A 24,109-nucleotide genomic window follows, 5' to 3' on the forward strand; every position below is an offset into this window, starting at 1 on the left:
AACCGGAGACGCCAGCTGGTAGCTACTGATCCAACAGTCGAAGGCGAAGCCCCGACCCGCGTGACAGCGGATCGGGGCTTCGCCCGTTTTCCAGGCCGCGAGTGGCACGCGCCGGAAAGCGGCGGCCGGAGACTTTCAGCGGCCGGGCCCGAGGCGCGGATGACGCCTGGACCGTGGCACGGCGGCTGGGGGTGCGGTGACCACCGCATTCGGCCCGGCGGCCGCGGGTCGGCCCAGGCCGGGCGCCTACCTGGCGCGGGGGCCACGGGGCTTTGCCCGGTCGTACCGAAAAAGGCAGTTCAGATCTGGCTCTTGATCCACTTCACGCAGGCCTTGTCCACCGTCTTGAAGGGCTTGCCGTAGTGGATCTGGGATGCCGCGTCGATGTCCACGCCTTCGTGCAGGACCATGGCGACAAAATCGAGCATCTTCGTCTCGCCGTATTTCGCGGCCATGCAGCCGACCGCGAAGTGGCCGTTGGCGTAGAGCCTGGTGACGGCGAGGTCGTCGGATTTCCCGGTGACGGGCGGCAGGGCTATCGTCTTCGCGGTACGGCCCCGGGACTGGACGTAGCGGAGCGCGTCCCGGCTGTAGGTGTTCTGGAGCTTGGCGGGCTGGTTGCCGATGTATTCAGCGACTCCTTCGACCAGCCACTGGTCTTTCTTCTCGTCCGTGTTGCGGTTGCCGTTGAGGGTGACGGCGTGGCCGAGTTCGTGCTGAATCACTTCGGTGATGTAGCGGTTTCCTTCCGGCATCACCTTGCCGGCCCTCACCACGATGTCGCTGCCGATGCGGTTGAGGGTCAGGTGATAGGCGATGGACCAGGGTGGTGACGGACGGGCGTACCAGCTCTTCCACGCCTTGTCGTCGGCCAGGTAGATCCGGTACCGGGTCTGCGGGTTGTTCAGTTTCGCGGCGTACCGGTCGGCGACCGCGGCGGCTTTCTCGGCGAGCGGCAGGATTCGCCTGACATTCGCGCCCTGTGATTTCGGGCCGGCGACGATCACCCGTTTCCCTTGGGCGATCGTCAGCGCGGTGTTCTCCCAGGGAGCCGGCTGCAGGTAATTGGGGACGCCGGAGGCGGCCATCTTGGTGATCACCCAGGAGCCGTCGCGGGGTGTCCAGGTGAGCGTGTTGATCATCTTGGGCGCGCCGTCGGTGGGATCCAACCGGTAGGCGGGGCAGACGGTGCCGCTGAAGCAGTAGGTGAGCCCGACCCGGGTGATCAGCGTCGCACCTTTCTGCTTCAGCTCGCCGTCGATGCCCATGTCGGCGGCGGTGAGATCGAGTGCCCGCAGGTTCCGGAAAATGGTCCGGTATCGCGGGCGCAGCTTCTTGTCGACAGGAGCCAGCCAGCCCGCCTCGTCACCGCTGAGCAGGGCCTCGTTTTGCGCGTCGACCAGGGTCTGCACCTGGTCGAAGGTGGATGCGACCGGAGCCGACGACGGCGGGACCGGGGCCGGGGCGGAAGCCGAGGCGGCCGGGGTCGCGGTGGCCGGTTCCGAACTGTCCGGCCAGAAGCCCACGGCGGTGGCGGCCAGGACCGCGGCCACCAGACCCGCAACCGGCGCCAGCGGCTTCTTCCGTGGGGGCAGCTCATCCATGATCGGGAATCTAACCATGCGGCTGGTACGGCGTTCCATCCCGTTTGCCGCATGATCCAGCTCACCCGGGTCTGATCATGGTGTTCTATCCGGGCCATCCACCGCCGTCGAGGAAGTCGCGGATCACCCCGGCCGGGTGGGTGAGGTCGAGGCCCTGGGACGACACCCACGCGTCGGAGTAGTAGGTGTCGGCGTAACGTTCGCCACCGTCGCAGATCAGGGTGACCACCGATCCGGTGCGCCCGGCGGCCAGCATCTCGGCGATCAGCCGGAACGAGCCCCACAGGTTGGTGCCGGTCGAGCCCCCGAGCCGGCGGCCCAGGACGGCCGAGCCGGCCCGCATGGCGGCCAGCGAGGCGGCGTCCGGCACGTGGATCATCCGGTCCACCACCGAGGGCTGGAAGGACGGCTCGACACTGGGGCGGCCGATGCCTTCGATGCGGGAGCCTTTCCCGGTCACCGTGGTCCAGTCACCGGCGAGGTAAGCCTGCCAGAACGCGGAGCCTTCGGGGTCGACAACGCAGAGCTTGGTGTCCAGACGCTGATAGCGGGCGTACCGGCCGATGGTGGCGCTGGTCCCGCCGGTCCCGGCACCCATCACGATCCAGGCCGGTACGGGATGGCGCTCCAGCGCCATCTGACTGTTGATCGACTCTGCGATGTTGTTGTTGCCACGCCAGTCGGTGGCCCGCTCGGCGTAGGTGAACTGGTCCATGAAGTGCCCGCCGAGGTCGGCCGCGAGCCGGCGCGCCTCCGGCACCACCTGGCTCGCTTCGGCCACCAGGTGACATCGGCCACCCTGGAACTCGATCAGCGAGATCTTCTCCGGCGACGTGGCGGCCGGCATCACCGCGATGAACGGCAGGCCCAGCATCCGCGCGAAGTAGGCCTCGCTGACCGCTGTCGAACCGGACGACGCCTCGACGACAGTGGTGGTCGGGCCGATCCAGCCGTTGCAGAGCGCGTAGAGGAAGAGCGAGCGGGCCAGCCGGTGCTTGAGCGAACCGGTGGGGTGCGAGGACTCGTCCTTGAGGTAGAGGTCGATGCCCCACTCGGCAGGCAGCGGGAACGGCAGCAGGTGGGTGTCCGCGGACCGGTTGGCGTCGGCTTCCACCTGGGCGATGGCGGTGCGGGACCAGTCGCGGGTGACGCGTTCGGTGCGCCCGAAGTCGGTGATCATCCCTGACCTGGCTGGGGACGGTTCTCCCACTTGGTGGAGAGGGCGATCGCGGTCCGGGTCGAGGCCACCCCCGGGGTCCGGTTGATCCGCACGATCAGCTGCTCCAGCTCCGCGATCGTGCCGACCCGGACGGTCAGCTGGTACGACTCGACGCCGGCCATGAAATAGCAACTCTCCACCTCGGGCATGGCCCGCACGGCGGCGAGCACGTCATCGGTGTCGGCACCGGAGTCCTCGATGATGCCGATCAGTGCGGTGACCCCGAGCCCGACCGCTTCGTGGTCGATGTCGGCCCGGTAGCCCCGGATGGTCCCGGCTGTCTCGAGCTTACCGACTCGCTCGTGCACGGCGGGGGCGGAGAGCCCGACCTTGCGGGCGAGTTCGGCGTACGACGAGCGGGCGTTCTCTCGTAGCAGGTCGATCAGCCGGAGGTCGATGGAGTCCATAGTTGAAACCCTAATCGGGTGGCGCTCCCACCTTCACGCCCGGTAGCGGCGAATGGTGGGCAGCATAATGACCACTGTCGTAATCGGGGCTTTTTCCGCATTTCACTGACTTGGGTCAGGGGCGGTGCTCTAATGGCTTTACGTCCCGATCGAGCACGCCGACACTCTCCGTGACCACGGCCGCTCCAGAAACCGAACCGAGGAGGGGGTTGTGGACACTGGAGATCGTCTGCTGACACCGGGCGAGGTGGCCGCGTTGTTCCGCGTCGACCCCAAAACGGTCACGCGTTGGGCCGCCGCCGGCCGGATCGGTAGCATCCGTACTCCGGGTGGACACCGCCGATTCCGTGAATCCGAAGTTCGTGCACTCCTCGAAGGCGATGGTGTGATCGAGGAAATGCGCGAGGATGACGCAGCCAACAAACCCAGGAACAACGGACCAACCAATCCAGGACCGGGCTACGGCCCGCCCAACGGTCTCCGTTAGTTGTTCTTCTCACCCAATTCGCCGGTCCATCTGCGGAAAAGCGCGTGGGGTACGCCCAACGCGTCGAGCACCTTACCGGCCACGAAGTCGACCAGTTGTTGTGCCGTCGCGCCGGCCCCGGAACCGTAAAACCCGGGGCTGGCCGGCAACACCACGGCTCCGGCATCGTGCAAAGCGATCAGGTGCTCCAGATGACTACGGGTGACCGGGGTTTCCCGGGGAACAACAACCGTGCGCCGTCTTTCTTTCAGATTCACTTCGGCTGACCGCTGCAACAGGTCTTTCGACAAACCGATGGCTATTCCGGCGCATGCCGCCGTACTGGCCGGAACCACCGCCATGCCGCGGGCCGGGTAGGAACCACTACTCGGTCCCGCGGCAAGGTCGTTGGCGGGCCAGTAGGCCAGATCGCCGAGATCCCGGCCCAGCCAGGCCGCCACGTCGTCCTTCCAGTGCGCGTCGCGGACGGTCGCACCGGTCTCGTCCAGCAGGGTGAGCCGGGCTGCCTTGGAGATCACCAGGTCGACGGACTCACCGGCGTCGAGCAGGGCGGTCAGGACCGCTTTCGCGTACGGCGTACCGGACGCCCCGGAGACACCGATGATCCATGGTTCACGCATGTGGTCAAGTGTGCCGCGACTTCGCCGTGAACCGGGCCGACCGATCCGGTCACAGCAGAGTCAGATCGAGCACCGCGAAGACAAAAAGGGCGATCGCCACGAAGCCGTTCGCCGTGAAGAAGGCCCGATTGACCTTGGAGAGATCATTCTCGGTCACCACCACGTGCTGGTAGATCAGCGCGCCGGCGGTCAGCAGCAGCCCCGTCCACCACAGCCAGCTCAGGCCGACCAGCTGGCCGAACCAGACGTAGAAGCCGAACGTCAGGATGTGGGTGACGCTGGAGATGTGCAGGGCGGTCCGCACCCCGAAGCGAGCCGGAGTGGAGTGCACCCCGATCTCCCGGTCCACCTCGACGTCCTGGCAGGCGTAGATGATGTCGAAGCCGCCGATCCACAGACCGACCGCGATGCCGAGCACCCAGGCCGGCCACGAGCCAGCGAAGGTGCCGGTGATCGCCAGCCAGGCGCCGACCGGGGCGACCGCCTGAGCCAGCGCGAGCACGTAGTGCGGGAAGTTCGTGAACCGCTTCGCGTACGGGTAGATCACCAGCGGGATCACGGCGAGCGGCGAGAGCAGCAGGCAGAGCGGGTTCAGCAGGCCGGCCGCGACCACCAGGATCACCAGGGATACCAGGGCCCCGGTCCAGGCGGTGCGGACACTTACCGCACCGGTGACCAGTTCCCGGTTCTTGGTCCGCGGGTTCAGCGCGTCGATCTTGCGGTCCAGGATGCGGTTGGCGGCCATCGCGAAGGTCCGGCCGGACACCATCGCGATCGTGACCAGCACCAGGTCGAGCCAGTGATCTTTAATCGAGTGCCCGATTTGTCCGATGGCCACCAACGACGACAGGTAGGCGAACGGCAGCGCGAAGATCGAGTGCTCGATCATGACCAGCCGCAGGAAAGCCTTGACCTTGCCGGGCTTCTCCTCGATGGCTGTCACAGCCCGTATTCCTTCCACCGCTTGTCCACCAGGCTGACCACCTCGGGCGACATGACCATCGACTCCGGCCAGTCCCGGGTGTAACCCTCGGCCAGCAGCTTACGGGTGGCGTCGACACCCGCCTTCCCACCCCAGAACTGCTGGTAGGACGCGTGGTCCAGGTGGTCCACCGGGCCCTCGGTGAGCAGCAGGTCACGGGAGTAGTCGACGTTGCCGAAGGCCCGGAACGCCACCTCGTTGTAGTCGTGCACGTCACAGTCCTCGTCGACCACCACGATCAGCTTGGTCAGCGACATCAGGTGGGCGCCCCAGACGGCGTTCATCACCTTCTGCGCGTGCTTCGGGTAGCGCTTGCGGATCGACACGATCAGGCAGTTGTGGAACACCCCGGCGGCCGGCATGTCGTAGTCGACGATGTCCGGGATGAGGATCTTGAGCAGTGGCTGGAAGATGCGCTCGGTGGCCTTGCCCAGCCCGTGGTCCTCCTGCGGCGGCTGGGACGTGACGATGGAGTGGTAGATCGGCTTCTTCCGCATCGTCATCGTCTCGATGTGCAGCACCGGGAACGGCTCGACCGGGGTGTAGAAGCCGGTGTGGTCGCCGAACGGGCCCTCGGGCAGGCGCTCCCCCGGCTCGAGGTAACCCTCCAGCACGATCTGCGCCGAGGCCGGGACCTGCAGCGGCACGGTCAGGCAGTCCACCATCTCGATCCGCTCGCCCTTGAGGAAGCCGGCGAACAGGTACTCGTCGATGTCGCCGGGCAGCGGCGCGCTGGCCGAGTAGGCCACCACCGGGTCGGCGCCGATCGCGACGGCGACCGGCAGACGCTGGCCCAGGCGCTCGGCCACCGCGTGGTGCGCGGTCGAGTCCTTGTGGATCTGCCAGTGCATGCCCAGCGTGTTCTTCGAGTGCTGCTGGAGCCGGTAGAGGCCGAGGTTGCGTTTGCCGGTCTCCGGGTGCTTGGTGTGGGTCAGCCCGAAGTTGTGGAAGATGCCGCCGTCACCGGGCCAGACCTGCAGGCCGGGCAGCAGACCCAGGTCGACGTCGTCGCCGGAGAGCACCACCTCCTGGCAGGGCGCGGTCTTGATCTTCTTCGGCGGCAGCGACTTGAGCTGGAGCACCTTCGCGATGCCCTCGCGGATGCCGGACCAGCCGACCGGCAGCTCCGGTTTCGCCAGGTCGCCGATGCGGGCGCCGATCTCGTCCAGGTGGTCGACGCCGAGGGCCATGGCCATCCGCTTCTCGGTGCCGAACAGGTTGATGACCAGTGGCATCTCACCCCGGGTCGGCTTCTCGAAGAGCAGCGCCGGCCCACCGGCCCGCACAGTCCGGGTCACGATCTCGCTGATCTCCAGCGTCGGATCCGCCGGCACTTTCACCCGGCGTAGCTCACCCGCGGCCTCCAGGGCTGCGATGAAGCTCTGCAGATCGGCATAGGGGAATCCACGCGGCGCCATGACCACCAGTCTGGCACCACGATCCGTCACCGTAGATCCGGGATCCCGTTGGGGCTGTCATGAGGCTGCGGAGGGTGACCCGATGGTGTCTGGTGGCCGTTCTTGCCGGTGCGGGTCCGGCGACGGCGGCCCCGGAGCCACAGCTGCCCGAGTGCGCCCCGGGCCGGGCATCCACCACGGCCCCGGTCGCGCCCGCGGGTCTGTCCAGCCCCCGGGCCTGCCGGGCGGATCATCCGCTGGAATCCACCAAGATCGCCTTCACCCCGAGCGGCTACCACCACCTCGGCGCCGTGACCAGCGGCGAGTGGGGTGGGGTCTCCGGCCGGTTCTCGGTCGTGGACGGCGGGATCCGGGCACAGACCTACGACTTCATCGTGGGCCGGTTCATGGCGAAGAAGGACCTGGGCGCCGGCCGGATCACCTGGCTAGAAGCGGGCTGGGCGGAGACCGGGTGGGCCTCCCCCGGTCGTCAGCACGTCTACACGTTCAACACCAACACCAACCGATGGCAGTTCTACGACCAGTACGCGGTACGCCCCGGCGATCAGGTCTGGCTGGACATCAGCGGCGACCGGACCGGCATGTGGCGGGCCTGGCTCTGGTGGGACAACCGGTGGAACCTGCTCACCCAGCAGCGCCTGCCACTGGGCGGCAGTGCCCAGATCGAGCAGTACGTCGAAGTGCATGTGGACGCCACCCGGCCGGCCCGGCTCGACATGCCGAAGGTGACCGTGGACAACGTGCAGGTGCGGCCGGTCGGCGGGGGCCCGGCCCGGTACTGGCGCGAGGACATCGCGACCCTGACCGGAACGACACCCGGCGAACAGCAGCGGCGGGGCGGCTTCTGCCTGGACTGGCAGACCCGTTACGACACCTGGTCCGCCGGGAACTGCGCCGACTAGCCCGCGTTGGCGTACGAGTGCAGGCCCTCGAAGAACAGGTTCACGCCGAACAGGTTCATCAGCATCGTCACGAAGCCGAGGATCGCGATCCAGGTGGCGGTGGTCCGCTTCACGCTCGGGGTGGCGCGGGCGTGCAGGTAGGCGGCGTAGACGATCCAGGAGATGAACGCCCAGACCTCCTTCGGGTCCCAGCCCCAGTACCGGCCCCAGGACGCCTCGGCCCACAACGGACCAGCGATCAGCGCGCCGAAGGTGAACAGCGGGAACGCGAACGCGTGCAGGCGGAAGGTGAGCCGCTCCAGCACGCCGGCGTCACCGATGTGGCGGCCCAGCGTGTAGGGGAAGCTGCGCTTGCCGGCGTCCCAGCCGTCCTTGATCAGGAACGACAGGGCCGGCACCACACCGACCAGGAAGATCCCGGACGAGATGATGATCGTGGAGACGTGGAAGACGTACCAGTACGACTCCAGGGCCGGCACCAGCGGGCCGACCGGGGTGTAGGCGACCAGCGCGGCCGCGCCCAGCAGCACCACCAGGGTCAGGCTGACGAACAGGCCCAGGTGCCGGACGGCCGGCTTGCGCAGCAGCACACCCACCCAGACCGCGGAGCCGATCAGCGCCGTGGAGAGGATGTACTCGTACATGTTGCCCCAGGGCATCCGGTCGGCGGCGAGGCCGCGGGTGACCGTGGTGCCCAGGTGCAGGAACAGGCCGAGGATGTTGATCCCGACCGCGATCAGGCCGATGACGTCGCCCTTGCCGCGCTTCGCCGGGGCTTCTTCCTCAACCGGCGACACGGGAGCGCCCGCACCGACCAGCTGGCGACTGGCGGCCTTTCCGATGTGGCTGCGTTTGCCGAACGCGTACTCCCCGGCATAACAGACCATCGCGGCCAGATAGGCCAGCACGGTCAGTGCCATCAGCTGATTGGACAACTCCGCCATCAGCGTGTCCCTTCCTTCATCTGCCGGGTGAGCGCCGCGAACTCATCGCCGAAACCTGGATAGTCGGTGCGCGGCAGGCCACCGGCCTCGATCACGCTACCGCCCGCCGGATCGCCGTCAGCGGCGAGAACCCGGAACCAGACGCGGCGGCGGTGCGTGTACAACGACATCATCAGCCCGGTCAGGCCGATCACCGAACCGACCAGCAGTGACAGCTTCGTCGGGTCGTGCCGGATGGACAGAGTCGCGAACCGCTTGGTGCCGACGAACTCCAGCGTGGTCCCGTCGTCGAGGGTCCACTTCTCACCCGGGCGCAACACGTGCGGCCGGTCGCCGCTGATCTTCTGGAGCGAGCCGCTATCGATCTTGTCGCGGTTCAGGGCGTACACCGAACCGGGTTTGCCGGAGTCCAGACCCAGGTCACCGCGGTAGGCCGCGAGGTAGAGCACCGGGTTTTCCTCGGCCGGGAACTGGGAGAGGGCACTGCCATCGGTGCCGCCGGTCGGCAGGAAGACCCCCTCGAAGCCCATCTGCAGCTTCGGGTCGCGTTTGCCGTTCGGGTCGACGTTGACGTCCGGGAACTGGACGACGCCCTCACTGGTCATCATCAGGTCGGTGGGCAGGAACGGCACCACCGCGGTCTGCTGGGCGCCGAAACGGTCGGTGTAACGCAGGATCGGGGCGTACCCCTGGCCGATCAGGTTGATCGAGGCGCCGTCGAGCCGCAGCGGGTCGTTGACGGTGAACCGCTCCGGACGGTACTCGCCGCCGTTCTCGCTCACCTCGACACTGGCCTCGAACGACTTCGGCTGCCCGGTGGTCTGGAAGGTGGATTCGAAATCGGTCATCCGCATGCAGAAGTCGGGCAGGTCACTGGCGTCCACGCGAGGGCCGAGGACCGACTCGTCGAACTGTGGGAGAGCGCTGCAGAAACCCTGGTCCTGGCCTTCGACCAGGAGACGGTTGCCGTGCCAGCCGTACCAGCTCCCGAACCCGACCCCGATCAGCACGCCGAGCATCGCGACGTGGAAGAACAGGTTGCCGGTCTCCTTCAGGAAACCCTTCTCGGCCGAGACCGTCCAGCCGTCCGGCGTCTCCCGGACCCGGGTGCGGAAACGGCGCCGGCGCAGCGTCTTCGCGATCTCCGCGGCCACGGCCGCGGGCTCCTCCGGTCGCCGATGTCCGCCGTCATGGTGCGGCAGGCGTTCCATCCGCTTGGGTGCGTCCGGCGGTACGGTCGTCAAAGCTCGGAAGTGTTCCCGCAGTCGGGGCAGCACGCATCCGACCAGTGACGTGAACAGCAGCAGGTAGATCGCGGCGAACCAGGGCGACGAATAGACGTCGAAGGCGAAGAACCGGTCCAGCACCGGCGCCAGTTTCGGGTTCGCCGTGAAGTACTCGGCGACGTTCTCCCGGTTCACTCCCCGTTGCGGGAAGACCGAGCCGGGCACCGCGGCGACCGCCAGAAGAAAGAGCAGGACCAGCGCGGTACGCATGCTGGTCAGCTGGCGCCACGAGTTACGCAGCAGGGCCCAGAGCCGGTTCGGTCGCTTGGGCCGGGGCGCTTCGGCGGTGGCGGGCCGATCCTCGACGACGGTCACAGCAGCGCCCCCTTCTGGAAGTCGAAGGTGGTCATCAGCCAGATCAGGAAGTCGTTCCAAGCACCGGTGACCAGGGCCAGACCGACCAGGATCAGCAGGACGCCACCGATCCGGGTCACCCACCGGCTGTTACGGCGAATCGCCGTGAACACCCCGAGCAGACGCCGGAAAAAGAGGCCGAACAGGACGAACGGCACGCCGAGCCCGAAGCTGAAGGCAAGTGCCAGCAGGACCGCCCGGTCGGTCTGCCCGGTGGTGGTCGCCAGGCCGATCACCGCGCCGAGAGTAGGGCCGATGCACGGGGTCCAGGAGATCGCGAAGACCGCCCCGAGAACCGGAGCGCCGAGCAGCCCGGCGGCCGGCAGTTTGGTGATCCGCGCCTCGCGCTGGAAGCCGGGGATCCACCCCAGGTAGCCCAGCCCGAGCACGATGATCAGCGCGCCGACGAGGGTGTTCAGCACCTCGGCGTGGGTGGTCAGTTTCAGGATGAGGTTCGCGACCAGCGACACCGCGAGCGTGAACACGACAGCGAATCCGAGGACGAAGAGCAGGCTGCCGGCCAATACCCGGCTTTTCAGAACAGTGGTCCGGGTCGTGACCGCGGTCGTGCCCCGGCCCATCACCGCTTCCATGTCCGAACCGGCCAGGCCCGTGACGTATGAAAGGTAGCCTGGGATCAACGGCAGCACACACGGCGACAGGATGCTGACCAGACCGGCGAGCACTGCCGCGCCGATCGCCAGCAGCATCGGCCCGTCGGTCACCGCACCCGCGAAAGCGTTACCCATCAGCCGGTCGCCTCCGCTGCGATCTTCTCGACCAGCGGCTGCAACTCACCGGCCGTGGTCGATTTGCGGATCGCGGCGGCGATCCGGCCCTGCCGGTCCAGCACCAGAGTGCTCGGGATGGCGTTCTGGGTGACGTCGAACTTCAGGCCCACCCGGCCGTCCACGTCGAAGATGCTGTCGTAGGTGACCTGGTAGGCCCGCTCGAACGCTTTCGCCGCGTCCTTGGCGTCGCGGGTGTTCACCCCGACGAACGTGACATCTTTGTCCTTGGTCGCCTGGTAGGTGTTCTCCAGGTCGTCGGCCTCGGCCCGGCACGGTGCACACCACGAACCCCAGAAGTTGACCACGATCACTTTGCCGCGGTCGTTCTCGATGTCGTAGGTGCCGCCGCCGAGCAACTCCCCGGTGACGTCGGTGACCAGCGGCCGGTCCACCGGGGCGCACTCCACCACCAGGTTGGTGGTGGAGCACTTCTTGGCCCAGTTCTCCTCGCCGCCGCAGCCGCTCAGGACTCCGGCGGCGGTGACCGCCGCGAGGGCGACGGCGGCGAGGCGGCGCATCAGGCCCCCTTGGCTGTCTTGGCCGTCGCGGACATCGCGACCAGGTGGGCGGCGGGCTCCGAGTAGTCGACACCGACCACCTTGGACCCCTCGAACCGGAACGAGGTGAGGCTGGCCAGCCCGCACTCCCGGCGTCGCGGGTCGTGCCAGAGGCGCTTGCCCTCGATGTAGCGGCGCAGGGTCCAGATCGGCAGCTGGTGCGAGACACAGACCGCCTCGTGACCCTCGGCCGAGACCCGGGCCGCCTGCACCGCCTCGAACATCCGCTGGGCGATCACCAGGTAGGCCTCGCCCCAGGACGGGGTGATCGGGTCCCGCAGCACCCACCAGTGCCGGGGGTTGCTGAACGCGCCGTCACCGACCGAGACCTTCTTACCCTCGAAGTAGTTCGCGCTCTCGATCAGCCGCACGTCGGAGGCGATGTCCAGCTTGAACTCGGCCGCGAACGGGGCCGCGGTCTCCTGGGCGCGCTCCAGCGGGCTGGCCACCACGTGCGTGATGTCCCGGCCGGCCAGCACCTCGGTGGCCGCCTTCGCCATCTGGTGTCCCAGTTCGGAGAGGTGGAAGTCGGGCAGCCGCCCGTACAGAATCTTGCCCGGGTTGAAGACCTCGCCGTGTCGCAGCACGTGCACCGTGGTCTTGGTCGGTTCTGACAAGGTCATGCCCCCGCTGCGGCTCGGGCCGCGAGCGGTGCCGCCGCGGCGATCTGTTCCAAGGCTGCGTCGTCGATCGCCGTCGACACGAACCATGATTCGAAGGCGCTCGGCGGCAGGTAGACACCGTTGGCCAGCATCGTGTGGAAGAACGCCTTGAACGCGCCCGCGTTCTGTGTCTTCGCGGAGTCGTAATCGACGACTTCGTTCTCGGTGAAGAAGATCGAGAACATGTTCCCGGCGTACTGCAGCCGGTGTGTCACACCGGCGGCGCTCAGAGCATCCGAGCACAGGCCGCCGATCGTGTCGGCCAGCTCGTCCAGGCGCTGGTAGGTGGCCTTGTCGGCGAGCCGCAACGACGCCAGACCGGCCGCGCAGGCCAGCGGGTTGCCGGAGAGGGTGCCCGCCTGGTAGACCGGGCCGGCCGGGGCGAGCCGGGACATGATCTCCCGGCGGCCGCCGAACGCCGCCGCGGGCAGGCCACCGCCCATCACCTTGCCGAAGGTGAACAGGTCGGCGTCGACCGGGTGCAGCCCGGACCAGCCGCCGGCGGAGACCCGGAAACCGGTCATCACCTCGTCGACGATGAGCAGCGCGCCGTGCCGGTGCGCGATCTCGGCAAGGGCCTGGTTGAAGCCGTCGCGCGGGGTGACCACGCCCATGTTGCCGGGCGCCGCCTCGGTGATGATCGCCGCGATCTCGGCGCCCTGCTCGGCGAAGATCGATTCAACGGCGGACACGTCGTTGTACGGCAGCACAACGGTCTCGGCGGCCGTCGCCCCGGTCACGCCGGGCGAGTCGGGCAGGCCGAGCGTGGCCACACCGGAACCGGCCGCGGCCAGCAGCGCGTCCACGTGCCCGTGGTAGCAGCCGGCGAACTTCACGATCTTCGACCGGCCGGTGAATCCACGGGCCAGCCGGATCGCGGTCATGGTCGCCTCGGTGCCCGAGTTGACCAGCCGGACCTCGTCGATCGAGGTGCGCCGGACGATCTCCTCGGCCAGGTCGACCTCACCGGCCGTGGGCGTACCGAAGCTGGTGCCGAGAGCCGCGACCCGCTGCACCGCCTCGATGATCTCCGGGTGCGCGTGTCCGTGGATCAGCGGGCCCCAGGAGCAGACCAGGTCGACGTAACGCCGCCCGTCCACGTCGGTGAGCCACGGGCCGGAGCCCGAGGCCATGAACCGGGGGGTGCCGCCGACCGCACGGAACGCACGCACAGGTGAATTCACCCCGCCCGGCACGATGGCCTGGGCGCGGTCGAACAGGGCCTGGGAGACCGGGGCGTCCTCCGGGTACGGAAGCTCCGCGGTGGGATATTTCGTGGTCACAGCAGTCCCCATTCTGTCAGCGCCATGGAACGAGTATTGCGAGAGGGTTCTTCACATCGAAAGGATCATGGCCGTCGAGCGCCCGGTCTGACCGCGCCGGACGGGCTGATTCGCCCCGAAGAGGATAGGCTGAACTGCGTGGAGCGACCCGAGCTGTCCATCGCGGTTCAGCGCGCACCCGACGAGGTTGTGATCCAGCTCGCCGGGGAGATCGACGTGCTCACGGTCAATGAGCTGTCCGCCGTCGTCAACGAGATACTCGGCGATGACCAGCCCAATCGCATCGTCCTGGACATGTCCGGGGTGAACTTCTGCGACTCACAGGGCCTGGGCACCCTCGTGGTGCTGAGCCGTAAGGCCCAGCACGCACAGGTCGTCCTGGCCCTGTCGAACGTCGGCGACTTCCTGATGCGTGTGCTCGACATCACCGGCCTGCGCTCAGCCCTGATGATCAGCAGCCACAGCTGACCCCTGTGGACAAGGCTGTGGATAACTTCAGCTGAAGTCGCCGGTGACCGTCGCGGTGGTCGTCGTCGCGCGGTAGGAGTCGCCGCCGGCGTCGCGTCCGCCGTCGAGGTGGATGTAGCGCGCGTAAAACGTGTAAGTACCCGGTTCCAGGTTGTCGCCGGAGGAGAGCACGAACCGGTAGACGATCGCGTCCGGCTCCTCGGTGACCGTGCTGGTGACGCTCGCGCCGGGCACCTGCTGGCTGCCGCCGCGAGAGACCAGGCCGTCGGTGCGCGCGAGCCGGATCGTCACCTCGAGGGCGGTGAGCCGCTCGGTGGTCTTCACCGTCACGACACTGCTGGCCTGGGAGTCGCCGCCGGGCACGACCGAGCCGTCGGACCACAGGGCGCCCTGCGCCGCGGGGTCGGCGGGTGGTGCGCTGGAAGCGGCGGCGGACGGGGACGGCTGGCCGGACTGCCGGGTGCGCGTGGACTTGCTGGGCGCTGCGCTGGGCGTACCGCTGGGTCCGGTCGTGCTGGGTGACGCCGGGCCGCTCGGGGTCGGCTCCACGGTGACCACCGGAGTGGGTACGGGATTCGGCTCGCCGTCGCCGGCGAGTGCCCACTGGGCGAACCCGCCGCCGCCGAGGACCGCCGCCACCGCGACGGCCGCGCCGGTCATCCGCAGCCGTGGGGACGGGCTCGGGGCGGCGTGGCGGGTGCGCATGCTGGTCCTGGTGATCCGGTCGAGCATCGCCTCACGGTCCGGGCGGTGTTTCGCCGCCTCCGCGCGCAATGCCGCTCGCAGCTCTCCCTCGACGATTGTCATCGCGCCGCCTCCCAACCGTTGAGTCGTGCCAGGGCGACGCTGCTGCCGCCGAGTAGTTCCGCCAATTGCCGGGCGCCGCGCGACGTCGCGCTCTTGACCGCGCCCACTGAGATACCGAGTGCCGTGGCGACCTCCTTCTCGGGGAGGTCGAAGGCGTAGCGGAGGACCACGCAGGCCCGCCGCCGGTGCGGTAGCCGCTTCAGTGCGCTGCGCACGTCGACGACCGCCGACACATCGGGGTCGAGTGCCTTCCGGATCGGTTCCAGCGACCAGAGCCGTTCCCGGCTGCGGCGCCGGACCCGGTTGCGGGCCAGGTTCATCACGATGCCGTGCCCGTACGCGGCCGGGTCGTCGGCCGCCATGACCCGGTCCCAGTGCCGCCACACCTCGGTCAGCGCGTCGGCCGCCAGGTCGTCGGCGCCGTCCGCCTCACCGGTCATCAGATAGGCGAGCCGGGACATCGAGTCGTGGTGCTGCTCGAAGTAGTCGCGGAAGGCAGCGTCGTGCATCGGCACCCTTCGGTCCGCCGGGTGTGGCCGCCGGGTGTTGCTCCCGGCGGCCACGATCGATCACTTGAAGGTGATGTCGGACTCGTTGTAGATGCAGTTGGTGCCGTCCGGGCCGGTGCCGATCTTGGTCGGCTCCTTGCCGGAGCTGTTGCCGGTGAACCGGACGCAGACGTCCAGGCTCTTCTTGCCGATCACGGTGACGCCGGAGATCCGGGCGGTGTCACCGAAGTTGGCGTTGATGCCGACCAGGCTGCCCGCGGGGGCGGTGGCGACCACGTTCTGCACCACGACCGCGCGCTTGTGCTGGGTGGAGCAGTTGCCGCACGAACGGTAGAGCTTGCCGAAGTCCTCGACCTGGAAGTTCTTGATGGTCAGCGTGCCGCCGCCGTTGTGCTGGAAGACCTTGTCGTCAGCGCTCTTGGCGCCGCCACCGTCCACGGTGTAGGTCGCCGAGGCGCCGCCCTTGAAGGTGGCCGCGTCCTCACCGACGTTCTCCCACCACACGTTGATCAGCGTGCAGGAGCCGGAGCAGTGGATGCCGTCCGCGGCCGGGGCGCCGAGGATGACGTTCTTCAGCACCGCGCCGTCGGCCAGCTTGAACAGCGGGTCCTGGCCCTCCTCCTGGCCTTCGCCGCCCAGCGCGCCGCTGCCGAAGTAGCGGACGTTGCCGCCGTCGACGGTGCCGGAGACCGGGATGGTGGCGGTGACCGCCTTCTCACCGGTCGCCTTCGGCCAGGCCGTCGAGGAACTGGTCGGTGCGGGGGTGGGCGTGGCGCTCTTGGAGGCGGACGGCGAAGCGGACGCGGTCTTCGACGCGGACGGCGTCGGGGAGGCCGTCTTGGAGGCGGACGGCGAGGCGGAAGCCGTCTTCGAGGGCGTCGAGGAGGCCGTCTGGGAGGCCGAGGACGGGGTTGCGACGACACCCAGCGGGTTCACCGCGACGTCGTCGAACTCGGCGGAGGCGTAGCTGGTGACCAGACCGATGCGGCCGGTCCCGGCGAGCGAACCGGTACCCGAGGCGACCTTGGCGCCGTCCACGTAGCCGGTGATGCTGCTGCCGGTGACGTCGACCTTCAGGGTGTGCCACGCGGTGAGGTTCTTGACCGCGGCCGACCCGAGACTGGTGACCGTGCTGCCCTTGACCGCCTGCAGTTCAGCCTTGCCGGCTGAGGTGAGGGCGAGCCGGTACATCGTGGAGGAACCGCTGGCCCGGGCCGCGACACCGGCCAGGCCGGCGCCCAGGTCCAGCGCCTTGACCTTGGCCTCGACCGAGTAGTCGGTCCAGGAGGTCTCGCCGGCGAAGACGCGGGCCAGTTCGCTGTCGGCCTTGGCCTGCTTATAGACCTTGGAGCCGTCGGTGACCACGGACCAGGTGCCGCCGGACTTGGTCCAGTTGGCCGTGCCGCTCTCGAAGTCGTCGTTGAACAGGGTGCTGGCCGAGGCGGACGGCACGAGAACGGCCACCAGCGCGGTGACCGCTCCGGCCACACCGGCCGTGCCTAGTCCGGTGACCAGGCGACGACGACCCCGGCCGGGGTTCTCGCTGGGCATAGCGTGCCGCATGTTGCTCCTACTCGGGACGGACGTCGCATGATCAAGCGATCACGTCCCGGTAGTGGCGCGGCTGCCCAGCAAGGTTGCCAGCCGTGACCCATGTCACAGTCAGTCGCCCCAGCGGGCCTTCTCCAGCAGGTCCAGCGCCTCGGACGCGGCCTCGTCGCCGCCGGCCCGCAGCACCCGGGCGGCCTCGTCGACCGTCGCGGTCATCCGCTGCCACTGCGACTCGCGCTCCTTCGACACCTCGGCCTGCGCCTTGAGCTGCTGATTCTTAGTCCACAGCTCGACGAAGACGGAGACCTTGGCGCGCAGCACCCACGGGTCGAACGGCTTCGTCAGGTAGTCGACGGCACCGACCGCGTAACCGCGCAGGGCCAGCTGCGCGTCCCGGTCGGCGGCTGTCAGGAACAGGATCGGCACATGCCGGGTCCGCTCCCGCCGCTTGATGTGGCTGGCGGTCTCGAAACCGTCCATGTTGGGCATGTGCGCGTCCAGCAGGATCACCGCGAAGTCATCGGTGAGCAGCTGTTTGAGCGCGGCCTCGCCACTCTCCACAGCGACCGCGGTGACGGGCAGACCCTGAAGGATCGCCTCCAGGGCCAGCAGGTTGTCCTTCCGGTCGTCGACCAGTAGAGCCTTGGCACGCTCACCCACCCGTGCTCACCTCACCCACCGGTAGTTACCTCCCATGGCGCTACCCACAACGGCCGGCCTCACCCGTGATCCGGCACTTCGGTCTTCTCCGCGTTCACCCAGCGGTCCATCAGCTCGATCAACTCGTCCAGATCGACCGGTTTCGTGATGTAGTCACTCGCTCCGGCCGCGATGGCCGACTCCCGGTCACCGGGCATCGCCTTCGCCGTCAGGAACACTACCGGTAGGTCCCGGAAACGCTGATTGCGCCGAATTCCCCGAGTCGTCTCATAACCGTCCTGATCGGGCATCATCGCGTCCATCAGGACGATGTCGATCTCGGGATGTTCGGCCAGGATCCGTACCCCGTCCACCCCGTTGTCCGAGTACAGCACGTGGAGTCCATGCATCTCGAGGGCGCTGGTCAGAGCGAAGACGTTACGGACGTCGTCGTCGACGATCAGCACTGTGACGCCTTCCAGTTTCCGGCCCGCCGGGCTCACCGGCGGTTTCTCCTCGACCCGCGGCGGCATCTCCATCAGCGGCAGCCCCAGGGAGGCCATCGAGGGGGCCGGGCGGACCGAGATCGCCTTGGCCGGCACCGCGGGCAGCACCGGCATCGGGATCGCGTCCGGAGTGAGCGCCTCGGGCATGAAGAGGGTGAAGGTCGAGCCCTCCCCCGGCAGCGAGGAGACCGAGATCGTGCCGCCGAGCAGGGCGGCGAACTCGCGGCTGATCGACAGGCCCAGTCCGGTGCCGCCGTACTTGCGGGTGGTGGTGCCGTCGGCCTGCTGGAACGGCTCGAAGATGATCGCCAGTTTCTCGTCCGAGATGCCGATGCCGGTGTCACTGACCGCGAACGCCACCACCCGCGGAGCGGAGTGCAGGGACGACGGCGCGTCGATCCCGGCGTCCAGTTCGGCCGAGAAGATGCTGAGGGTCACCGCGCCGCTGTCGGTGAACTTGACCGCGTTCGACAGCAGGTTGCGCAGGATCTGCTGGAGCCGCTGTGGGTCGGTGACCAGCGAGTCCGGTAGTTCCGGCGCCAGGTCGACGCGGAACTGCAGGCCCTTGTCCTCGGCCTGCGGGGCGAATGCCTGCTCGACGTAACTGCGGATGCCGTCGAAGTCGACCACGTCGGTCTCGACATCCATCCGGCCGGCCTCGATCTTGGAGAGGTCCAGGATGTCGTCGATCAGCGAGAGCAGGTCGGAACCGGCACTGTGGATGGTCCGGGCGAACTCGATCTGCTTGCTCGACAGGTTCTGCTCGGTGTTGTCGGCGAGCAGCCGGGCCAGCAGCAGCAGCGAGTTCAGCGGGGTCCGCAGCTCGTGGCTCATGTTGGCCAGGAACTCCGATTTGTACGTGTTGGCCCGCGACAACTGCTGGGCCTTCTCCTCCAGGCCGAGTCGGGCCAGTTCGATCTCCCGGTTCTTCAACTCGATGTTCGCCTTCTGCTCGCTCAGCAGCTTGGCCTTGTCCTCCAGTTCGGCGTTGGTGCGCTGCAGCTCGGCCGACTGGTCCTGCATCTCCCGGGCGAGCCGTTGCGACTGGGAGAGGAGTTCCTCCGTACGCCGGTTGGCCTGAATGGTGTTGAGAGCGACCCCGATCGTCGCGACCAGCCGCTCCAGGAACGTCAGGTGCAGCCCGTTGAAGGCGGCCACCGACGCGAACTCGATCACGCCGAGCATCTCACCCTCGAACAGGACCGGCAGCACCACCAGGTCGTTCGGCGGCATGCCGAGGAGCCCGGAGCGCATGGTCAGTATCCCGTCGTGGGTGGCCCGCACCCGGATCGTGCGCCGGGACACCGCGGCCTGGCCGACCAGTCCCTCGCCGGGGCCGAAGGTGACCTCGTGGTCGCGGGCGACGTACCCGTACGCCGCGGCCAGCCGCAGCCGGGTGACCGCCTCCTCGTTGTCGACCAGGAAGAACGCGCCGAGCTGCGCGTCCACCAGCGGCGTCACCTCGGTCATGATCATGCGGCAGACCTCGCCGACGTCCCGCTGGCCCTGCAGCAGTCCGCCGATCCGGGCCAGGTTCGAGTCGAGCCAGCCCTGCTCCGCGTTGGTCTTGGTGGTGTCCCGGAGCGTGACGATCATCCGGTTGATGTTGTCCTTGAGCTCGGCCACCTCGCCCTGCGCCTCGACCGCGACGCTCTGGGTCAGGTCACCCCGGGTCACCGCGGTGGACACCTCGGCGATGGCACGCAGCTGGATGGTCAGCGTGGAGGCGAGCTGGTTCACGTTGTCGGTCAGGTCACGCCAGGTTCCGGCCACCCCGCGCACCTGGGCCTGACCACCGAGCCGGCCCTCCGAGCCCACCTCACGAGCCACCCGGGTCACCTCGTCACCGAACGACGACAGCTGGTCGACCATGGTGTTGACGGTGTTCTTCAGCTCCAGGATCTCGCCACGGGCGTCGACGGTGATCTTCTGCGACAGGTCGCCCTTCGCCACCGCGGTGGTGACCGAGGCGATGTTGCGGACCTGGGCGGTCAGGTTGGATGCCATGTAGTTCACGTTGTCGGTCAGGTCACGCCACGTGCCCGCCACCCCGCGCACCTGCGCCTGACCACCGAGCTTGCCCTCCGAGCCGACCTCACGGGCCACCCGGGTGACCTCATCGGCGAACGACGACAGCTGATCGACCATGGTGTTGACGGTGTTCTTCAGTTCCAGGATCTCGCCCTGTGCGTCGACGGTGACCTTCGACGACAGGTCGCCCTTCGCCACCGCGGTCGACACCTGGGCGATGTTGCGGACCTGACCGGTCAGGTTCGACGCCATCGAGTTCACGTTGTCGGTCAGGTCACGCCACGTGCCCGCCACCCCGCGCACCTGCGCCTGACCACCGAGCTTGCCCTCCGAGCCGACCTCACGGGCCACCCGGGTGACCTCATCGGCGAACGACGACAGCTGATCCACCATCGTGTTGACCGTCGATTTCAGTTCCAGGATCTCGCCACGGGCGTCGACGGTGATCTTCTGACCGAGGTCGCCCTTCGCGACGGCAGTGGTGACCGAGGCGATGTTGCGGACCTGACTGGTCAGGTTGGACGCCATGTAGTTCACATTGTCGGTCAGGTCGCGCCACGTACCAGAAATGCCCTTGACCTGGGCTTGTCCGCCCAGTTTGCCCTCCGAGCCGACCTCGCGCGCGACACGTGTCACCTCATCGGCGAACGACGACAGCTGATCGACCATGGTGTTGACGGTGTTCTTCAGCTCCAGGATCTCGCCGCGCGCGTCGACGGTGATCTTCTGCGACAGGTCGCCCTTCGCCACCGCGGTGGAGACCTGGGAGATGTTGCGGACCTGGGCGGTGAGGTTCGCGGCCAGCTGATTCACGTTCTCGGTCAGGTCGCGCCAGGTGCCGGAGACGCCACGGACCTGGGCCTGACCGCCGAGCCGGCCCTCGGTGCCCACCTCACGGGCCACCCGGGTCACCTCGTCGGCGAACGACGACAGCTGATCCACCATCGTGTTCACGGTGTCCTTCAGCTCCAGGATCTCGCCCTGCGCGGCCACCGTGATCTTCTGCGACAGGTCGCCCTTGGCCACCGCCGTGGAGACCTGAGCGATGTTACGGACCTGGCTGGTCAGGTTCGACGCCATCGAGTTCACCGAGTCGGTGAGGTCCTTCCAGGTGCCGGCCACGTTCGGCACGTCGGCCTGACCGCCCAGCTTGCCCTCGGTGCCCACCTCACGGGCCACCCGGGTCACCTGCTCGGCGAAGAGCCGGAGGGTGTCGGTCAGCCCGTTCATCGTGTCGGCCAGTTCGGCCACCTCGCCGCGGGCCGACACGGTGATCTTCTGCGACAGGTCGCCGCGAGCCACCGCGGTCGCCACCTGCGAGATCGACCGCACCTGATGCGTCAGGTTCGAGGCCATCGTGTTCACCGAGTCGGTGAGGTCCTTCCAGGTGCCGGCCACCCCGCGCACGTCGGCCTGACCACCCAGCTCGCCCTCGGTGCCCACCTCACGGGCCACCCGGGTCACCTCGTCGGCGAACGACGACAGCTGATCCACCATGGTGTTGACGGTCCGGCCGATCCGCAGGAACTCGCCGCGCAGCGGCCGCTCGTCCATCTGCAGGGCCATGTGCTGGGACAGGTCGCCCTGGGCCACCGCCTCGATGACCCGGGAGATCTCGGTGGTGGGCCGGGCCAGGTCGTCGATCAGCGAGTTCACCGACCGGACGCTGTCCTCCCAGGAACCGTCCAGGCCCTCCTCGTCGAGGCGCTCGGTGAGCCGCCCGTCCCGGCCGACGATCCGGCTGATCCGGCGCAGGTCGAGGTTCTGCCGCTCCTGCAGCGAGACGACCTCGTTGAAGGCCTCGGCCACCGCTCCGGCCGTGCCGTCACGCCGGTTCAGCCGCACTTTGAGATCACCGCGCCGGACACGCCTCAGCGCCTCGGTGAGCTCACCGAGGAGAACCGTCTCGTCGGCTTCTTTAGCCGCAGTCATACTGCCCTCACTCGCTGTAAACGGCCGGGGTTACCCATCTTCTCTCGCCCGACCGGGTCAATGCGAGAGACGACTTTGTGCATCCACCCTTCGACGGGGGAGGATGCATGAGTGCCAGCCGAGGTCGGAACCAGGACGAGCATCCCATCAGGTGCGCCGTCCGAGGCACTCGTGCGCCGGACCAGACTGCCCAACGATCGTCGTACCCCGGCGGCGGCCCGCGCACTCGTGCGATCCGTGCTGGAGGAGACCGGGCTGGTCGTCCTGCTCAACGAGGCCCTGCTGCTCACCACCGAGCTGTCCACCAATGCGGTGGTGCACGCCAACACCGAGCTGGAGATAGAGGTCGCGGCCGACACCGGCGGGCTCACCGTCACCGTCACCGACTTCGCGCCCGGCCCGGTCGAGCAGCTCACCATCGGCCCGCGTAACGAGAGCTCGGAGATCGGCGAGGTCGCCGAGCGCGGCCGGGGCCTGCTGCTGGTCGACCATTTCGCCAGCCGCTGGGGCACCGTCCACGAGGGTGACGGCAAGGGCGTCTGGTTCCGTCTGGACCAGCGGGCCGAGTCCGGCCCGGTCCGGCTGCCCAGCGCGGCCGAGACACCGAGCCTGGGCGCGCTCACCGGCCTGCTGCGCAGCGGCACCGACCGGCACACCGAGGAGGGCCTGTCCGACCTGGCGACCGATCTGCTGTCCCGGCTGGCCCGGCTGACCGGCGCGGCCGGTGGCGTGGTCCGGCTCGACCGCGGCGAGGGCATGGGCCGGCAGCTGCTGGCGAGGTATGGGCGAGCGCCCCGCGACAACGCCGACACCATCCGGGTGACGCTGAACGTGCAGCGGCCCTACTCCGGTGAGCTCGAACTCGACGCCGCCCCCGAGGGGTACGCCCTGGCGCTGACCACGATGGTCGCCGAGCGGTTCGCCCTGCACCTGGAGAACGACCGGCTGCGCCGCGCCGACATCCGACGGCAGACCTGGATCACCTTCCTCGCCGAGGCCAGCGAGCTGCTCGCCCAGTCCCTCGACGTGAACCTGACGATGGCCCTGATCCCGCAACTGGTGGTGCCCCGGCTGGGCCAGTGGTGCGCGGTGCACACCACCGACTCGTGGGGGCGGCTCCAGCTGGCCGCCGCCACCCACGCCGACGAGTCGTCGCTTGCCGGGTTGCACGCGACCCTCGCCGAACCCGGCCCGGAGTCGCTGCTGGGCCGGCTGGAGGAGGCGTCCCGGCTCGGCACCCAGGTGATGTTCGGTTCGCCGCTGGAGGGTTACGCGCTGCCACTGGTGGCCCGGGGCGCCCGGCTCGGCACCCTGGCCGTCGGCCGGCACCCGCGACACCGGCACGACGCCGACGAGGTGGCCGTGCTGGAGGACGTGGCGCGGCGGGCCGCCCTGGCGATAGACAACGCGCGCATCCACGACGAGCGGCGCACCGTCGCCCGGACCCTGCAGGCGTCGCTGCTGCCACCGGCACTGCCCAAGGTCGAAGGCATCGGCTTCGCCGCGGAGTACGTTCCCACCGGCTCGGAGGTCGGCGGCGACTTCTACGACGTGATCCCGTCCGGCGAGAACCAGTGGCTGGTCGTGGTCGGCGACGTGTCCGGCAAGGGTGTTCAGGCGGCCACCGTGACCGGGCTGGTCCGCGACGTGATCCGGATCCTGGTCGACGACGGCAAAGCCCTCGACGAGATCCTCTGGCGGGTCAACCGGACCCTCGTGCAGCGCGGTGGCGGGCGGTACTGCACGCTCGCCATGGCCTCGGTGACCCGCCGGCCCAGCGGCGCCCTCGACGTCTGCCTGCACCTGGCCGGGCACGATCGCGCGGTGCTGGTCCGAGCCGACGGCAAGACCTCGTTCGTCGGCGAGGGCGGGACCGCGCTCGGCCTGCTGGAGACGATCACCTCGCCGGACGTGTCGATCACCCTGGAGGCCGGCGACTCGCTGATCTTCTACACCGACGGGGTGACCGAGCGCCGCCGCGGCCGCGAGCTCTTCGGCTCGAACCGCCTGCGCGAGGCCTCGGCCCCGCTGGCCGGTTACCCGGCCGACGTGATGGCGGCCCGGCTGCGCTCCACCACGATCAACTTCTCGGTCGAGGAACCCCGCGACGACATCGCCATCCTGGTCCTGCGCAACGACTCCTGACACCC

The 24,109-nt window shown here is 68.5% G+C and carries 21 protein-coding genes; 4 read left to right on the forward strand and 17 right to left on the reverse strand.

The features are described from left to right. Window positions 1-299: 299 nt before the first annotated feature. The 3 genes from BLU81_RS32020 to BLU81_RS32030 all read right to left on the reverse strand — a co-directional run bounded on the left by BLU81_RS32020 (window position 300) and on the right by BLU81_RS32030 (window position 3,230). Window positions 300-1,604 (reverse strand): hypothetical protein, encoded by a 1,305-nt coding sequence (locus BLU81_RS32020; RefSeq protein ID WP_092549695.1) that lies wholly within the window; start codon window positions 1,602-1,604, stop codon window positions 300-302. A gap of 85 nt (window positions 1,605-1,689) precedes the next feature. Beyond that, window positions 1,690-2,784, reverse strand: a complete 1,095-nt coding sequence (cds1, locus tag BLU81_RS32025; RefSeq protein WP_092549698.1) for an L-cysteine desulfhydrase Cds1 — start codon at window positions 2,782-2,784, stop codon at window positions 1,690-1,692. Further along, complete coding sequence (locus BLU81_RS32030; protein ID WP_092549701.1) at window positions 2,781-3,230, reverse strand: Lrp/AsnC family transcriptional regulator; 450 nt, start codon at window positions 3,228-3,230, stop codon at window positions 2,781-2,783. Before BLU81_RS32030 ends, cds1 begins: the two co-directional genes overlap by 4 nt. A gap of 211 nt (window positions 3,231-3,441) precedes the next feature. Here BLU81_RS32030 and BLU81_RS32035 point away from each other — a divergent pair, with 211 nt between their 5' ends. Further along, the gene (locus BLU81_RS32035) at window positions 3,442-3,717 is read left to right on the forward strand and encodes a BldC family transcriptional regulator (protein WP_092549703.1); all 276 of its coding nucleotides are present in this window, start codon (window positions 3,442-3,444) and stop codon (window positions 3,715-3,717) included. Here the strand turns inward: BLU81_RS32035 and BLU81_RS32040 are convergent. From BLU81_RS32040 to BLU81_RS32050, 3 genes are read right to left on the reverse strand one after another with little or no spacing between them, the layout of a single operon-like run. Continuing rightward, window positions 3,714-4,337: a UbiX family flavin prenyltransferase gene (locus BLU81_RS32040; RefSeq protein ID WP_092549706.1), complete on the reverse strand. Its 624-nt coding sequence runs from the start codon at window positions 4,335-4,337 to the stop codon at window positions 3,714-3,716. The two genes, BLU81_RS32035 and BLU81_RS32040, sit on opposite strands and share 4 nt — an antisense overlap. A 49-nt stretch (window positions 4,338-4,386) precedes the next feature. Beyond that, window positions 4,387-5,280: a menaquinone biosynthesis prenyltransferase MqnP gene (mqnP, locus tag BLU81_RS32045; protein WP_373873283.1), complete on the reverse strand. Its 894-nt coding sequence runs from the start codon at window positions 5,278-5,280 to the stop codon at window positions 4,387-4,389. After that, window positions 5,277-6,737: a menaquinone biosynthesis decarboxylase gene (locus BLU81_RS32050; RefSeq protein ID WP_092557929.1), complete on the reverse strand. Its 1,461-nt coding sequence runs from the start codon at window positions 6,735-6,737 to the stop codon at window positions 5,277-5,279. Before BLU81_RS32050 ends, mqnP begins: the two co-directional genes overlap by 4 nt. Window positions 6,738-6,829: 92 nt before the next feature. Between BLU81_RS32050 and BLU81_RS32055 the strand changes: the two genes are divergently transcribed. Then, entirely contained in the window at window positions 6,830-7,639 is an 810-nt protein-coding gene (locus tag BLU81_RS32055) for a hypothetical protein (RefSeq protein ID WP_231953610.1), read from the forward strand. On the opposite strand, the gene ccsB is transcribed toward BLU81_RS32055, so the two are convergent. The 6 genes from ccsB to hemL are packed head-to-tail and all read right to left on the reverse strand — an operon-like array spanning window position 7,636 to window position 13,528. Next, window positions 7,636-8,583 carry a c-type cytochrome biogenesis protein CcsB gene (gene ccsB / locus BLU81_RS32060; protein ID WP_092549709.1) on the reverse strand — a complete coding sequence of 316 codons (948 nt, stop codon included), beginning with the start codon at window positions 8,581-8,583 and terminating at the stop codon, window positions 7,636-7,638. The two genes, BLU81_RS32055 and ccsB, sit on opposite strands and share 4 nt — an antisense overlap. Next, window positions 8,583-10,184: a cytochrome c biogenesis protein ResB gene (gene resB / locus BLU81_RS32065; RefSeq protein WP_092549712.1), complete on the reverse strand. Its 1,602-nt coding sequence runs from the start codon at window positions 10,182-10,184 to the stop codon at window positions 8,583-8,585. The genes ccsB and resB overlap by 1 nt, the downstream gene beginning before the upstream one ends. Beyond that, entirely contained in the window at window positions 10,181-10,972 is a 792-nt protein-coding gene (locus BLU81_RS32070) for a cytochrome c biogenesis CcdA family protein (RefSeq protein ID WP_092549714.1), read from the reverse strand. Before BLU81_RS32070 ends, resB begins: the two co-directional genes overlap by 4 nt. Then, window positions 10,972-11,532 (reverse strand): TlpA family protein disulfide reductase, encoded by a 561-nt coding sequence (locus BLU81_RS32075; protein ID WP_092549717.1) that lies wholly within the window; start codon window positions 11,530-11,532, stop codon window positions 10,972-10,974. The genes BLU81_RS32070 and BLU81_RS32075 overlap by 1 nt, the downstream gene beginning before the upstream one ends. Continuing rightward, window positions 11,532-12,194 (reverse strand): histidine phosphatase family protein, encoded by a 663-nt coding sequence (locus BLU81_RS32080; RefSeq protein ID WP_092549720.1) that lies wholly within the window; start codon window positions 12,192-12,194, stop codon window positions 11,532-11,534. The genes BLU81_RS32075 and BLU81_RS32080 overlap by 1 nt, the downstream gene beginning before the upstream one ends. Next, entirely contained in the window at window positions 12,191-13,528 is a 1,338-nt protein-coding gene (gene hemL, locus BLU81_RS32085) for a glutamate-1-semialdehyde 2,1-aminomutase (RefSeq protein WP_092549723.1), read from the reverse strand. The genes BLU81_RS32080 and hemL overlap by 4 nt, the downstream gene beginning before the upstream one ends. A gap of 126 nt (window positions 13,529-13,654) precedes the next feature. Here hemL and BLU81_RS32090 point away from each other — a divergent pair, with 126 nt between their 5' ends. Then, on the forward strand, window positions 13,655-13,984 hold the full coding sequence (locus BLU81_RS32090) for an STAS domain-containing protein (protein ID WP_092549726.1): 330 nt from the start codon (window positions 13,655-13,657) through the stop codon (window positions 13,982-13,984). A gap of 27 nt (window positions 13,985-14,011) precedes the next feature. Here the strand turns inward: BLU81_RS32090 and BLU81_RS32095 are convergent, their stop codons facing one another. From BLU81_RS32095 to BLU81_RS32115, 5 genes are all read right to left on the reverse strand, one after another. Then, window positions 14,012-14,791: a hypothetical protein gene (locus BLU81_RS32095; RefSeq protein ID WP_157751859.1), complete on the reverse strand. Its 780-nt coding sequence runs from the start codon at window positions 14,789-14,791 to the stop codon at window positions 14,012-14,014. After that, window positions 14,788-15,300, reverse strand: coding sequence for a SigE family RNA polymerase sigma factor (locus BLU81_RS32100; RefSeq protein ID WP_092557935.1), 513 nt, complete (start codon window positions 15,298-15,300; stop codon window positions 14,788-14,790). Before BLU81_RS32100 ends, BLU81_RS32095 begins: the two co-directional genes overlap by 4 nt. A gap of 60 nt (window positions 15,301-15,360) precedes the next feature. Beyond that, a complete protein-coding gene (locus tag BLU81_RS32105) occupies window positions 15,361-16,863 on the reverse strand; it encodes a pectate lyase (protein WP_092549732.1) in 1,503 nt (500 codons plus the stop codon). Between the two features lie 99 nt (window positions 16,864-16,962). Beyond that, window positions 16,963-17,511: a response regulator gene (locus tag BLU81_RS32110; protein WP_092549735.1), complete on the reverse strand. Its 549-nt coding sequence runs from the start codon at window positions 17,509-17,511 to the stop codon at window positions 16,963-16,965. A gap of 59 nt (window positions 17,512-17,570) precedes the next feature. Next, window positions 17,571-21,959: a HAMP domain-containing protein gene (locus BLU81_RS32115; protein WP_092549738.1), complete on the reverse strand. Its 4,389-nt coding sequence runs from the start codon at window positions 21,957-21,959 to the stop codon at window positions 17,571-17,573. Between the two features lie 111 nt (window positions 21,960-22,070). Here BLU81_RS32115 and BLU81_RS32120 point away from each other — a divergent pair, with 111 nt between their 5' ends. Further along, on the forward strand, window positions 22,071-24,104 hold the full coding sequence (locus BLU81_RS32120) for a SpoIIE family protein phosphatase (protein ID WP_092549741.1): 2,034 nt from the start codon (window positions 22,071-22,073) through the stop codon (window positions 24,102-24,104). Window positions 24,105-24,109: the final 5 nt, after the last annotated feature.

Source organism: Actinoplanes derwentensis, from assembly GCF_900104725.1.
Lineage (GTDB): Bacteria > Actinomycetota > Actinomycetes > Mycobacteriales > Micromonosporaceae > Actinoplanes > Actinoplanes derwentensis.